At 39.3% G+C, this 13,153-nt stretch carries 13 protein-coding genes; 11 read left to right on the top strand and 2 right to left on the bottom strand.

The features are described 5' to 3' along the window. Positions 1–46: 46 nt before the first annotated feature. The 11 genes from DW640_RS06340 to DW640_RS06390 all read left to right on the top strand — a co-directional run bounded on the left by DW640_RS06340 (position 47) and on the right by DW640_RS06390 (position 11,219). The gene (locus tag DW640_RS06340) at positions 47–613 is read left to right on the top strand and encodes an aminodeoxychorismate/anthranilate synthase component II (RefSeq protein ID WP_008763094.1); all 567 of its coding nucleotides are present in this window, start codon (positions 47–49) and stop codon (positions 611–613) included. A 4-nt stretch (positions 614–617) separates the two neighbouring features. After that, entirely contained in the window at positions 618–1,616 is a 999-nt protein-coding gene (gene trpD / locus DW640_RS06345) for an anthranilate phosphoribosyltransferase (protein ID WP_008763093.1), read from the top strand. Between the two features lie 78 nt (positions 1,617–1,694). Next, positions 1,695–2,477 (top strand): indole-3-glycerol phosphate synthase TrpC, encoded by a 783-nt coding sequence (gene trpC, locus DW640_RS06350; RefSeq protein ID WP_072066302.1) that lies wholly within the window; start codon positions 1,695–1,697, stop codon positions 2,475–2,477. Between the two features lie 30 nt (positions 2,478–2,507). Beyond that, on the top strand, positions 2,508–3,131 hold the full coding sequence (locus DW640_RS06355) for a phosphoribosylanthranilate isomerase (RefSeq protein ID WP_117577641.1): 624 nt from the start codon (positions 2,508–2,510) through the stop codon (positions 3,129–3,131). 18 nt (positions 3,132–3,149) lie between these two features. Next, positions 3,150–3,920, top strand: a complete 771-nt coding sequence (gene trpA, locus DW640_RS06360; protein ID WP_008763090.1) for a tryptophan synthase subunit alpha — start codon at positions 3,150–3,152, stop codon at positions 3,918–3,920. A 265-nt stretch (positions 3,921–4,185) separates the two neighbouring features. Then, positions 4,186–5,226, top strand: coding sequence for an asparaginase (locus tag DW640_RS06365; RefSeq protein ID WP_016267298.1), 1,041 nt, complete (start codon positions 4,186–4,188; stop codon positions 5,224–5,226). A 217-nt stretch (positions 5,227–5,443) separates the two neighbouring features. Next, positions 5,444–7,903, top strand: coding sequence for an LruC domain-containing protein (locus tag DW640_RS06370; protein WP_370448816.1), 2,460 nt, complete (start codon positions 5,444–5,446; stop codon positions 7,901–7,903). A 242-nt stretch (positions 7,904–8,145) separates the two neighbouring features. Beyond that, positions 8,146–8,511, top strand: coding sequence for a PleD family two-component system response regulator (locus DW640_RS06375; RefSeq protein WP_008763087.1), 366 nt, complete (start codon positions 8,146–8,148; stop codon positions 8,509–8,511). A 12-nt stretch (positions 8,512–8,523) separates the two neighbouring features. Beyond that, entirely contained in the window at positions 8,524–9,684 is a 1,161-nt protein-coding gene (locus tag DW640_RS06380; protein ID WP_016267296.1) for a sugar transferase, read from the top strand. A 15-nt stretch (positions 9,685–9,699) separates the two neighbouring features. Further along, positions 9,700–10,614: a glycosyltransferase family 2 protein gene (locus DW640_RS06385; protein ID WP_008763085.1), complete on the top strand. Its 915-nt coding sequence runs from the start codon at positions 9,700–9,702 to the stop codon at positions 10,612–10,614. Further along, positions 10,596–11,219 carry a DapH/DapD/GlmU-related protein gene (locus DW640_RS06390; RefSeq protein WP_008763084.1) on the top strand — a complete coding sequence of 208 codons (624 nt, stop codon included), beginning with the start codon at positions 10,596–10,598 and terminating at the stop codon, positions 11,217–11,219. The genes DW640_RS06385 and DW640_RS06390 overlap by 19 nt, the downstream gene beginning before the upstream one ends. 583 nt (positions 11,220–11,802) lie before the next feature. Here the strand turns inward: DW640_RS06390 and DW640_RS06395 are convergent. Both DW640_RS06395 and DW640_RS06400 read right to left on the bottom strand, forming a co-directional pair. Further along, entirely contained in the window at positions 11,803–12,414 is a 612-nt protein-coding gene (locus DW640_RS06395) for a response regulator transcription factor (RefSeq protein ID WP_048698733.1), read from the bottom strand. Then, positions 12,404–13,108: a hemerythrin domain-containing protein gene (locus DW640_RS06400; protein ID WP_008763082.1), complete on the bottom strand. Its 705-nt coding sequence runs from the start codon at positions 13,106–13,108 to the stop codon at positions 12,404–12,406. The genes DW640_RS06395 and DW640_RS06400 overlap by 11 nt, the downstream gene beginning before the upstream one ends. Positions 13,109–13,153 lie beyond the last annotated feature (45 nt).

A 13,153-nucleotide genomic window follows, 5' to 3' on the forward strand; every position in this document is an offset into this window, starting at 1 on the left:
TAAGTCAGAAACAGTATTTGAACAACAATTTTACAATAACAATAAAATGAAAATATTACTTTTAGATAACTATGATTCTTTCACCTACAATTTGCTGCATGCAGTGAAAGAACTGGGAGCTACAGACGTCGAAGTAGTCCGCAACGACCAGATAAACCTTGATGAAGTGGAACGATTTGATAAGATCATACTTTCACCGGGGCCGGGAATACCCGAAGAAGCAGGCTTGCTATTGCCCATTATCAAACGATATGCACCGACAAAGAGTATTTTAGGCGTTTGTCTGGGACATCAGGCCATCGGCGAGGCTTTTGGTGCACGACTGGAAAACCTGAAAGAAGTATATCACGGTGTACAGACACCGATCAGCATCTTGCAGAAAGACGTACTTTTTGAAGGGCTGGGCAAAGAGATACCTGTCGGACGTTATCATTCCTGGGTAGTCAGCCGGGAAGGTTTTCCCGAGTGCCTGGAGATAACTGCTGAAAGTCAGGAAGGACAAATCATGGCATTACGTCACAAAACCTATGATGTACATGGCATCCAGTTCCATCCCGAATCCGTACTGACTCCGCAAGGAAAAGAAATCATCAAAAACTTCTTAAACGAATAAACTTATGAAACAGATTCTATATAAACTTTTCGAACACCAATATTTGGGACGCGATGAAGCACGTACTATCCTGCAAAACATCGCACAAGGGAAATATAATGACGTACAGGTAGCATCACTGATTACTGTCTTTCTGATGCGTAATATTTCTGTCGAAGAATTATGCGGATTCCGTGATGCATTATTGGAAATGCGGGTTCCGGTTGATTTGAGCGAGTTTGCTCCGATCGATATTGTCGGTACGGGAGGAGATGGAAAAAATACGTTCAACATTTCTACGGCGGCCTGCTTTACAGTAGCCGGAGCAGGTATTCCGGTAGTAAAACATGGCAATTATGGAGCTACTTCAGTCAGCGGTGCCAGCAATGTGATGGAGCAGCATGGGGTTAAATTCACAAGTGATGTTGATCAGATGCGGCGCAGCATGGAACAATGTAATATTGCTTATCTGCACGCTCCTTTGTTCAATCCGGCACTGAAGGCAGTTGCCCCGATCCGTAAAGGATTGGCGGTACGTACATTCTTTAATATGCTCGGTCCGTTGGTCAATCCTGTATTGCCGACTTATCAGCTTTTAGGTGTGTATAATCTTCCACTTTTGCGCCTTTATACCTATACTTATCAGGAGAGTAAGACTAAATTTGCCGTTGTACATAGCCTGGACGGATATGATGAGATTTCTCTGACGAACGAGTTTAAGGTAGCTACCTGTGGCAATGAGAAGATTTATACTCCGGAAGGTCTCGGATTTGCACGTTATCAGGATACTGATCTGGATGGTGGACAGACACCGGAAGATGCTGCTAAAATCTTTGATAACATCATGAACAATACAGCTACGGAAGCACAGAAAAACGTGGTTGTTATCAATGCAGCTTTCGCTATTCAAGTAGTTCGTCCGGAAAAAACGATTGAAGAGTGCATCGCCCTCGCTAAAGAATCACTGGAAAGTGGCCGGGCATTGGCTACACTGAAGAAATTCATTGAATTGAATAATAAGTAATAGGTAATAAGTTATAAATGATAAGTGGCAAAGGATGAATATGCGATATCCTTTGCCTTGATTCAAAATTTAAGATTAATGAAAGATATATTATCCGAAATTATAGCTAACAAACGGTTTGAAGTCGATTTGCAAAAGCAGGCTATTTCCATCGAACAGTTGCAGGAAGGTATCAATGAAGTTCCGGCTGCCCGTTCTATGAAACAGGCATTGGCTTCTTCCGATTCCGGTATTATAGCCGAATTTAAGCGTCGGTCACCATCCAAAGGGTGGATCAAACAGGAAGCACGTCCCGAAGAGATTGTTCCGTCTTATGTGGCGGCAGGTGCTTCCGCCCTCTCTATTCTCACTGATGAGAAATTTTTTGGAGGAAGTCTGAAAGATATCCGTACAGCACGTCCTTTGGTCGATGTTCCCATTATAAGAAAAGACTTTATCATTGATGAGTATCAGTTATATCAGGCAAAAATTGTCGGTGCGGATGCCGTACTTCTTATCGCCGCCGCACTGAAACAGGAAAAATGTCAGGACCTGGCAGAGCAGGCACATGAACTGGGACTGGAAGTATTACTTGAAATCCATAGTGCGGAAGAGTTACCTTATATTAATAGTAAAATTGATATGATTGGGATTAATAATCGCAATCTGGGTACTTTCTTCACAGATGTAGAAAACTCTTTCCGACTGGCAGGACAACTTCCACAAGATGCGGTATTAGTATCGGAGAGTGGCATTTCCGATCCGGAAGTGGTAAAACGTCTTCGGACAGCCGGATTCCGGGGATTCCTCATCGGAGAGACATTTATGAAAACTCCGCAACCGGGAGAAACGCTGCAGAACTTTCTGAAAGCCATTCAATAAATACATGAACTTCCAAAAACGGACAGCCCTATGATCAACGGAAAAATCATCAAAGTATGCGGTATGCGTGAAGCCCCCAATATACGGGATGTGGAGTCACTACAAAAAGTGGATATGATAGGATTTATCTTCTATCCCAAATCTCCCCGTTATATCTACGAACTTCCCGCTTACCTACCCGTTCGTGCCCGCCGTGTCGGAGTTTTTGTGAATGAAGACAAAGATGTAATCACGATGTACGCCGACCGTTTCGGGCTGGAATATATCCAGCTCCACGGCAAAGAATCACCGGAATACTGTCAGTCATTGCGCACCTCCGGCCTGAAAATCATCAAAGCTTTTTCTGTGGCTCACCCAAAAGACTTGAATCACGTAAGTGAGTATGAAAAAGCTTGCAATCTTTTCCTGTTTGATACGAAATGTGAGCAGTATGGTGGCTCAGGAAACCAATTCGACTGGAACATTCTGCATACCTACAACGGACAAGTTCCATTCCTATTGAGTGGCGGTATCAACTCACACAGTGCCAATGCATTGAAAGCATTCAACCATCCCCGTCTGGCAGGGTACGACCTGAACAGCCGTTTCGAACTGAAGCCCGGGAAAAAGGACCCGGAACGAATCCGGATGTTTCTAAATGAACTAAAGTCATAAATTTAAATTCTCAAAATCATGAACAGAATTAATCAACTCTTTAATAGCAACAAGAAAGATATTCTTTCTATTTATTTTTGTGCAGGTGATCCTGCCCTTGATGGAACAGTCAATGTCATCCGTACTCTCGAAAAACATGGCGTCAGCATGATCGAAATCGGAATCCCATTCAGTGATCCAATGGCGGACGGTATTGTCATCCAAAACGCTGCCACTCAGGCATTACGAAACGGCATGTCACTGAAACTCCTTTTCGAACAATTACGAAACATTCGTCAGGAAGTAAGCATTCCATTGGTATTTATGGGATACTTAAACCCTATTATGCAGTTCGGATTTGAAAACTTCTGCCGCAAATGCGTGGAATGCGGAATAGACGGCGTTATCATCCCCGACTTACCTTTCAGAGATTATCAGGATCACTACCGTATCATTGCCGAACGTTATGGAATCAAAGTAATCATGCTCATCACCCCGGAGACCAGTGAAGAGCGGGTACGTGAAATCGATGCACATACAGACGGATTCATCTATATGGTTTCATCCGCAGCTACTACAGGCGCACAACAGGACTTCAACGAACAGAAACGTGCCTATTTCAAAAAGATCGAAGACATGAATCTACGCAACCCGCTAATGGTAGGTTTCGGTATCTCCAACAAAGCTACTTTTCAAGCAGCTTGCGAACATGCTTCCGGAGCTATCATCGGTAGCCGCTTTGTCACTCTGCTTGAAGAAGAAAAAGATCCGGAAAAAGCCATTCTGAAACTGAAAAATGCACTTAAATAGACATAGGAAATAGTCAGACAAATAGTAGCTAAAATAGCCGGACAGCATCGTTTTGCTTTGCATAACCATTCTTTCCGAACAATTTTAGCTACTTGACTATTTTTACGACTCACTTCATTTTTTCTTTTAATCCATCGTATAATTCCGCATAAATATTCATATTTATAACATTTCACTGCAAACTACGAACAAATTCATCATTTACTATTCATAATTCGCAATTAATCTATATCTTTGTCAGCGTTTTAACAGAAATTCATCAATTATGAGAGTAGAGACCCCTTCTGTTTTGTTGATTTACACGGGTGGAACTATCGGAATGATAGAAAATCCGGAAACAGGTGCCTTAGAAAACTTTAATTTCGACCATTTGCTCAAGCACGTTCCTGAGCTGAAAAGATTCAACTATCGCATTTCCTCCTATCAATTCGAACCTCCTCTCGACTCCTCGGATATGGAGCCTGCTTACTGGGCAAAACTTGTAAAGATCATCAACTATAATTACGACCATTTTGATGGTTTTGTTATTCTGCATGGAACGGATACAATGGCCTATACTGCTTCCGCCCTAAGTTTTATGCTCGAAAATCTGAGTAAGCCTGTTATTCTGACCGGTTCTCAATTGCCAATCGGAACGCTGCGTACGGACGGAAAAGAAAATCTGATCACTGCAATCGAGATTGCTGCTGCCAAGAATCCAGACGGTACAGCTATTGTCCCCGAAGTATGTATTTTCTTTGAAAATCACCTGATGCGAGGTAATCGTACCACAAAAATCAATGCTGAGAACTTTAATGCCTTCCGGTCTTTCAATTACCCGCCATTGGCACGCGTAGGCATCCATATTAAATACGAGCCCAACCTTATTCGCAAACCGACCCCGGACAAACCACTAAAGCCACACTATCTGTTTGATACAAATGTGGTAATATTAACTCTTTTTCCCGGCATCCAGGAGGAGATCATCCATTCACTACTCCATGTCCCCGGATTGAAAGCTGTCGTGATGAAAACATTCGGATCAGGAAATGCACCGCAAAAAGAATGGTTCATCCGGGAATTAAAAGAGGCTACTGATCGTGGAATTATCATTGTTAACATCACACAATGTGCTTCCGGAGCAGTAGAAATGGGACGTTACGAGACCGGAATGCATCTGCTCGAAGCAGGTGTTATCAGTGGATATGACAGTACTCCCGAATGTGCTGTAACTAAACTGATGTTTTTGCTGGGACACGGACTATCTAATAAAGACATCCGATACAAAATGAACTCTTGTTTAATAGGGGAAATAACCAAACCCTAAAAAAGAAAATCTCTATAGTAATCTCCTGATTTTCATCCTATAATATTTCTGCAAAAGAAAAAATCAGGAGATTACTCTTTCGTTTTTCATATAAAGCGAACCAAAACGGAAATATCGTTGCTTTTTACACAAGAAATATCAATAAATACATCTTTAATCCAAAATATACAACTATCTTTGCAACAAACAAAAAAACAATCAAACAATAGACATTATGATGAAAAAAACAATTCTGCTTACATCTATAATTGCGATAGCAATAGTAAGGATGTTATCCAGTTGCGTAGATTCCGAGAAGGATCTATATGATCCGTCTTATCAGACAGCCAATCCAATGGGGGACGGTTTTGCTGCACCGGATGGATTTGACTGGAATATGACTACAACTAGTATTCTAAGCATAGAAATTGATGATGAACTATACAACCAAATAGAAATATTGGACGCAAATCCATTTTCAACGTCTGATTACCATATACTTGCCAAAGGAGTTTCCAAAAAAGGTCAAGCTTTTTCACAAGAAATAAATTATACAGAAGGAACTAATTACCTATATATTCGTAAGACAGACTCTAGAAGCAGAGTGTCTATTAGTACATGGGATGTATCTAAAAATAAAGAAATTGTAGGTTCAAGGACTACAAGAGTGGCAAAAGCGACCACCGGAAGCTATAATATTCCAGAAAAATATCCCGAAGAAACTTATGATACCACAGGAGCCATTGAACTTAGAGGTAATACTAATTGGAATCAATCAAATCATCATTTGGAAGCAGGCAAAAGCTATATCATAAAAGACAAATTTAATGGTGAAATCAACCATACCAGTGGATATTTGAATGGCGGAAGATTTACCATATTTGTAGAAGGTGAATGGACACCCTCGCAAAACCAAATACAAAGTGCAGATATTATTATTTTGAAGGGTGGAAAAATCAACACAGATTCATTCACGAGTTTTCTTATTGCTGACAACTCAATATTAACGATTCAATCAGGCGGAAGTCTTATTGGCAATAACATCAATCTTGCTGCCATAGGAGTACTACTGAAAAATTTTGGAACAATTAATGTCAATAGTATGAAGGACTTGAATACGACGTCTATTTTATACAATGCTCCTAAAGCCACAATTAATGTTACAGGAAAATCTGTTGCTTCTTGGGAACAGTCCATATTTACCAAAGGAGCTATTTATAACTTTGGAGAATTGACTATTCAAGAAGGTGCATTAAAGTTTAACTCTCAAGATGCAACATGCTATTTTTATAATGGAACTGAAGCAACAATTAATACTCCAACTTTCATTATAGGTGGAATTGGTGTAAATGATGGAACTGTTAATGCTCAAAAAATAAGTAATGATAATGGCGGTAACCCTACTTTTACTAATAATTGCAGTCTTTATGCCAAAAACTCTTTCGAATTCGGAGGAACAAACGGAACTATCATAATGAATAAAGGTATATTGGCTGGTGGCATAGAAAATGGTACTTTTATAGCTATTCCATCTTTTAAATGCGGTAATAGCGGAAGCACTTTTGAACTGAATAATGGTTCTATGATAAAAGCAGAGATAATGGATATTCCTAATGTCACTTTTAAAGCTGCCGGAACCCGTTCATTATTAAAATCTACAAAAAGCATATCTACTGGTTGGACAACTAAGTTCAATGGTAATTTAGATATTGAATGCCCGGAAGGGGAATTCGCCAAAGGGGTACCTGCCAATAACCCTAATTACATTATGGAAAATTCAGTAGAATTATATATCCCTAATGGTTCCAAAACAATCATTACTTCATGTGGTGAAATTTCAGAAATACCTGACCCTACCCCTGACCCGGAAGATCCTGAATTCCCTATTGAAGTGGAAGACAACAAGGATTATACCTACCTCTTTGAAGACCAATGGCCACTATATGGAGATTATGATATGAATGACATCGTTCTGACCATTCAGAAAAGGAAAATATATACTAATAAAGAGAATAAAGTAACAAAATTCGAGTTGAGTATTGACTTATCCGCAGCCGGAGCAACAAAAAGCATCGGAGCAGCTATTATGCTGGACAATGTACCCGCCAATGCCATTACACAGCCAGTTGAATTCAGTGACAATACTCTTGCCAAGAATTTCAATCTAAATAATAACAATATCGAAAATGGTCAGGATTATACTGTGATTCCTCTGTTTGATGATGCTCATAAAGTATTGGGAAGAGATCGGTATGAGCAGATTAATACTGTTTCAGACTATGCAGGCAATACCAAACCTAAAAATATCAGTTTCTCCATTACATTCAATAATCCGACAATATCAGCAGATGCCTTTAATGTCAACAAATTGAATGTCTTTATCATCGTAGACGGCAACAGAAACCCACGTAAGGAAATACATGTTGCAGGCTACCAACCAACCAAACTCGCAAATACCGATCTGTTTGGCGGAAACAACGATAACAGCCAGCATGCCAGCAAAAAATATTATATCAGTAAAGAGAATCTGGCATGGGGCATCATGGTTCCTTCCAATTTCAAATGGCCTTTGGAGTATGTAAATATCAAAACTGCTTATTCACAATTCAGTGACTGGGTAACGAGCGGTGGTACAGAAAATGAAAAATGGTGGAATGATTTTGATGTAAACAAGGTATTCCAAACAAATAAAAACTAATCTCCCTTATCAACACGGGTTTCATAAAAATAATGAAATCCGTGTTTTTTTTCCTCACTAAACGTATCAGATATATTCTATTAATAAACAAAAATAATAATCTTCATGAATTTTACTTCTGCTAATTGGAAGTTTATTCTAAAATTATATATATATTTGCACGAAGTGAAACAAAGGCAAGAGATTCAATTTAATCTATATAAATCAAGTAGCAAAGCAAGCGATAGAAAGGTTCTATTTGTATGAAAAAAAAGATACTATTAGTTGACGATAAAGCGACTATTGGAAAAGTTGCAAGTATATATTTAGGCAAGGATTACGACGTTATGTATTTGGAGAATCCTATTAAAGCAATAGATTGGCTTAATGAAGGTAATGTACCCGATCTCATTATTTCCGATATTCGTATGCCGTTAATGAGAGGAGATGAATTCCTCAGATATATGAAAGCCAATGAGTTATTCAAGTCAATTCCTATCGTTATGCTGTCCAGCGAAGAAAGTACCACGGAAAGAATCAAATTACTGGAAGAAGGGGCAGAAGACTATATTCTGAAGCCATTCAATCCTTTGGAACTAAAAATCCGAATCAAAAAGATTATCGACTAATACAGCCTTTAAATGCAATATTTTGTTTACATAGGCAGACACAACAAAACAATAGAACTGTTTTCGAAATTAAGTACCGGAGTATTCTATGCAGCACCAAACTGCTATAAGGCAACTAAAGTGCTAGACAAGATACGAGAAAAATACGACGCAGCTTTATTTATTGAGCAGGTAGAATTATCAAAAGATATCGCTGATATTCGCTCTATACGAAAAATGTATCCAGGGCTTTATATGGTACTGGTTATAGATTCCATTACTAAGGAAGAAGCTACAGAATACTTGAAGGCAGGAGTTAATAACACGATTAAGTACGAAACCAACAGTGAAGTACTGAAAGATCTGTCAACTTTTCTCACACGTAGAAAAGAACAAAAAATAGAAGCACTGCAACTCCAAACACAGAATTTAAAAGCCTTTCGCCTGCCTTCATGGAAAAGAATCTTCGATATATTCTTTTCCGGAATAGCACTACTTTTCCTTTCTCCTCTTTTAATAGCTACTGCTATAGCCATTCGCTTGGAGAGCAAAGGACCGATTATCTATAAATCCAAACGTGTAGGAAGCAATTATCAGATATTTGATTTTCTCAAATTCCGTTCGATGTATACCGACGCTGATAAACATCTGAAGGATTTCAATGCTCTCAACCAATACCAACAGGAAGAAGAAGAGGAAGAAGATATATGGGGAGAAGAATCCTGTGTCTCTGAAGAAGCAGACGAAGAAGAAATTCTCCTGATATCCGACGATTTTGTAATTTCGGAAGAAGACTATATCCACAAGAAATCAAAAGAGAAAAGTAATGCTTTCGTAAAACTGGAGAATGACCCCAGAATCACAAAGATAGGACGTTTTATCCGTAAATACAGCATTGATGAATTACCACAGCTTATCAATATCCTCAAAGGAGATATGTCTATAGTGGGCAATCGTCCCCTCCCACTCTATGAGGCAGAGTTACTGACTAGTGATGAACACATTGATCGTTTTATGGGACCAGCCGGACTTACCGGGCTGTGGCAGGTTGAAAAAAGAGGTGAAGCGGGTAAACTCTCCGCAGAAGAACGCAAGCAACTGGATATCCAATATGCAAAAAACTTCTCTTTCGGACTGGACATAAAAATCATTCTGAAAACAGTTACTGCATTCGTTCAAAAAGAGAACGTATAACTCCTTCACTACAGGATGGACTACTTTATCTACATAGCAGACGATTTCTTCTTTTTGTGTATAGGGCTTTTGCTCCTATACCTTTTCATATTGGCTGTTGCCTCACATTTCAAACATTCCAATTATCCCAAAGCCAGAAAACAATATCAGTGTGCCATATTAGTTCAGGACGGAAGCCTCCTTCCTTTCATGTATCAACAGGAAGCATATGAATTCATCACATATAAAGATTTGCTGGAAGCAATTAATTCATTAGATAAAGAACGATACGAATTAGTCATCCTTCTTTCTGATAAAGCCAGTGCTTTATCACCCCATTTTCTGGAAAAGATTTATAATGCCTACGATGCCGGAATACAGGCAATGCAGTTGCACACGATCATTAATAATCGTAAGGGAGTACGGAAACGTTTCCATGCTCTATCCGAAGAAATCAATAACAGTCTTTTCAGATCGGGGAATACTCAGATCGGCTTTTCTTCAAGTCTTTTCGGAACCAATATGGCTTTCGACTTAGAATGGCTACAGAAGAATCAAAGAACTGCCAAAACAAATCTCGAACGAAAGTTATTCAAACAGAATATATATATTGAATATCTGCCGGATGTGATTGTACACTGTGACTCCGCCCCTGTTTATCCCTATCGCAGGCGCATACGGAAGACCCTCTCTTATCTATTGCCGTCTTTATTAGAAGGCAACTGGAATTTCTGCAACCGTATAGCCCAGCAGCTGATACCTTCTCCGATGAAATTATGCACCTTCGTCAGTATCTGGACTTTATTGATAACAGGATACCACTGGACCTCGTCACTCAAGTGGTGGATATTGCTTTTAGGATTGGCAATCACATACAGTCTGGCAATACCGGATTATTTAGTAGAAGATAAAAAGAAACAAAAACATTCAATATGGAAAAAAGGACACTGAAACTGCGAATCAAACAAAATCCGGCTTTGAAACAAGCCGTACATCGTTTTATTATGCATCCTGTAAAGACACGCCCCAACTGGTGGATACGCCTTTTCTATTTTGTATATCTGAAACGTGGAAAAGGTTCCGTGATTTATCGCAGTGTCCGCAAAGACCTTCCTCCTTTTAATCAGTTCTCGCTAGGGCGCTATTCGGTAGTAGAAGACTTTTCCTGCCTTAATAATGCGGTAGGAGATTTAATCATTGGAGATTATACCCGCATCGGATTAGGAAATACCATTATCGGTCCGGTTCTTATAGGAAATCATGTGAATCTTGCACAGCATGTAACAGTCACAGGACTTAATCATAATTATCAAGATGCGGAGAAATCAATCGACGAACAGGGAGTAAGTACACAGCCTGTCACTATTGAGGATGATGTATGGGTAGGTGCAAACTCAGTCATACTGCCAGGAGTAACTTTAGGGAAACATTGTGTAGTGGCTGCCGGAAGCGTTGTCAGCCGTTCCATCCCAGCATACTCTATTTGTGCCGGTTGCCCTGCCAAAGTGATCAAATCATATGATTTCGCAACGAAAGAGTGGAAAAAAGTAAAATGATATCCACCACTAATTATTAATAGTGAGAGCAACTACGCAATATACCTTATAAAGGGGATTGTGACAGATACAGAAACGCACTATCTTTGCAGTATCAGAATTGAATTAATTAGTCATAATTTTATTACGTAGCCACATTTAAGTAAAAATGAAATAGGGTCCCGCCGAAGCGATTTCGTCGGGATTTTATTTTATACACTCCTGGCATTAGCAATCCCGGTATTTATATACCTTTCGGCTCCCCTGCGTCTATAAACAAAAAACGAGTCAATTCCTAGAAGGGAACCACTCGCCACAGCATCAGAAAAGCCAGAAAGGCTTTTCTTTTATTACCTCAATTCCTGAAAACTAATCTTCTTTTTACCTTTTAAACTTCTTACCTATTGTTATCCTTTTTACCTTTTACCAAAAAATGTCCTATTGAATACTAAAAAATTTAATACCTTAATTATTTAAATCTAATACCTTGAATAATCTTTTCTTTTACCTTTTAAACTAATAGCAATTTCCCAATTGCACTGCAAAGGTACGAAAAGATTCCGTGTTCGCAAACGGATTCAGATTTTATAACATTCTTTTAAGGTTATAAATCTTTCACATCATTTAGCGTAACAAGCTTATTTACAATAGCATAAATAGTCAGGCCAGCCGCACTGTGTATCTGTAGCTTTTTGCTGATATTTCTCCGGTGAGTAATGACAGTGTGAATAGACAAGAAAAGATTCTCTGCAATCTCTTTATTCGTCATACCTTTCACCACACAGATCACTATCTCTTTCTCCCGTTGGCTAAGCGTTTCCTGATTGTCAAGCTCCTCCTCTCCCGAAGCCAGATTTAGCAGACCATGAATCTTTTTAGAAAGAATATCCAGATCATCAAAGATAGAAATCGACTCATCATATTTAGTCAGCAAAGAGGCATCTACAAAAGAGCTAACCAAAGCAATCAAACGTATTTTCTTACCGGCAGTTTCTTCCCGGAACTTATTTACATCAAAGTAGTCACCAAAAGTAGGATTTACAATCAGCATTTCCGGATATTGCGTACGCAGGCAATCACTCAGAGCCTCTACTGAAAGTAATTCTATAGGTTGCACCTTCACATTAGGAAGACGCTTCAATGCAGCGGTCAGCCCACCCCGGATAATCACTGAGGTTTCGGCGATCGCAATTCGAATGGCTTCGTTATTTTTCATTTTCCCTAATCCTCCTTTCCAACTTCAGAATGGCAGGAACAAAAATATAGTCTTCAACCTTGCAGTGAGATTCCAAACCGGCCTCACAGGCGTATATATCGAAAAGAGCCGCATTCAACAGATTCTCATTGGCTTTGGCAGGACAATATTTAATGATGATATTTTTCAGTTCTGTCAGCTTCTCTCCCACCTGGTCATGATGCTTGGAGAATGTGCTAATCTGATAATTCCGGGGAGCATTGCCATTTATCAGCGCATCCACATATTTGAATACCGTTTTCTCCTCATAATCCATGTGTTTACGTACCTCTCGTGTATATTCATCAAAGAACTTAAGAATCAGAAAAGCTACATCATCCTGCGAACAGTCAATCGCTTCAATCAGTTTACGGCGAATGGCAGGAAGAGAAAAGTCCAGAAAGTAAATATGGGCTTGCCGCAGATAATCGATTAGTGCAGGTATAGAAATATCCTCACTGCTTCCATCCATCCGCGAAAAGCCTTCAGACATAAAGTTGACTACAATCAGAAAAGTCCTGCAATCTACTCCATTAAGCTCGCAAACTTCTTTCACTGTTTTGTCACCAAATCCCAACGAAAGGCCGAAACGGCTCATCACTTGCAACAAGGAATAGTTATCACTGATGAGATCAATCATCTTATCAGTTGGTTTGTATTTTTGCAAATTATCCATTTACACCTATTTATATTAGAGACTGCAAAGTAACGGAATATTTCG

The organism is Bacteroides sp. AM23-12 (genome assembly GCF_003434395.1).
GTDB lineage: Bacteria > Bacteroidota > Bacteroidia > Bacteroidales > Bacteroidaceae > Bacteroides > Bacteroides thetaiotaomicron.

Bases quoted from the DNA above. Each gene is read 5' to 3' on its own strand.
- DW640_RS06340 (WP_008763094.1), top strand. From the start codon at position 47: ATGAAAATATTACTTTTAGATAACTATGATTCTTTCACCTACAATTTG.
- trpD (WP_008763093.1), top strand. From the start codon at position 618: ATGAAACAGATTCTATATAAACTTTTCGAACACCAATATTTGGGACGC.
- trpC (WP_072066302.1), top strand. From the start codon at position 1,695: ATGAAAGATATATTATCCGAAATTATAGCTAACAAACGGTTTGAAGTC.
- DW640_RS06355 (WP_117577641.1), top strand. From the start codon at position 2,508: ATGATCAACGGAAAAATCATCAAAGTATGCGGTATGCGTGAAGCCCCC.
- trpA (WP_008763090.1), top strand. From the start codon at position 3,150: ATGAACAGAATTAATCAACTCTTTAATAGCAACAAGAAAGATATTCTT.
- DW640_RS06365 (WP_016267298.1), top strand. From the start codon at position 4,186: ATGAGAGTAGAGACCCCTTCTGTTTTGTTGATTTACACGGGTGGAACT.
- DW640_RS06370 (WP_370448816.1), top strand. From the start codon at position 5,444: ATGAAAAAAACAATTCTGCTTACATCTATAATTGCGATAGCAATAGTA.
- DW640_RS06375 (WP_008763087.1), top strand. From the start codon at position 8,146: ATGAAAAAAAAGATACTATTAGTTGACGATAAAGCGACTATTGGAAAA.
- DW640_RS06380 (WP_016267296.1), top strand. From the start codon at position 8,524: ATGCAATATTTTGTTTACATAGGCAGACACAACAAAACAATAGAACTG.
- DW640_RS06385 (WP_008763085.1), top strand. From the start codon at position 9,700: ATGGACTACTTTATCTACATAGCAGACGATTTCTTCTTTTTGTGTATA.
- DW640_RS06390 (WP_008763084.1), top strand. From the start codon at position 10,596: ATGGAAAAAAGGACACTGAAACTGCGAATCAAACAAAATCCGGCTTTG.
- DW640_RS06395 (WP_048698733.1), bottom strand. From the start codon at position 12,414: ATGAAAAATAACGAAGCCATTCGAATTGCGATCGCCGAAACCTCAGTG.
- DW640_RS06400 (WP_008763082.1), bottom strand. From the start codon at position 13,108: ATGGATAATTTGCAAAAATACAAACCAACTGATAAGATGATTGATCTC.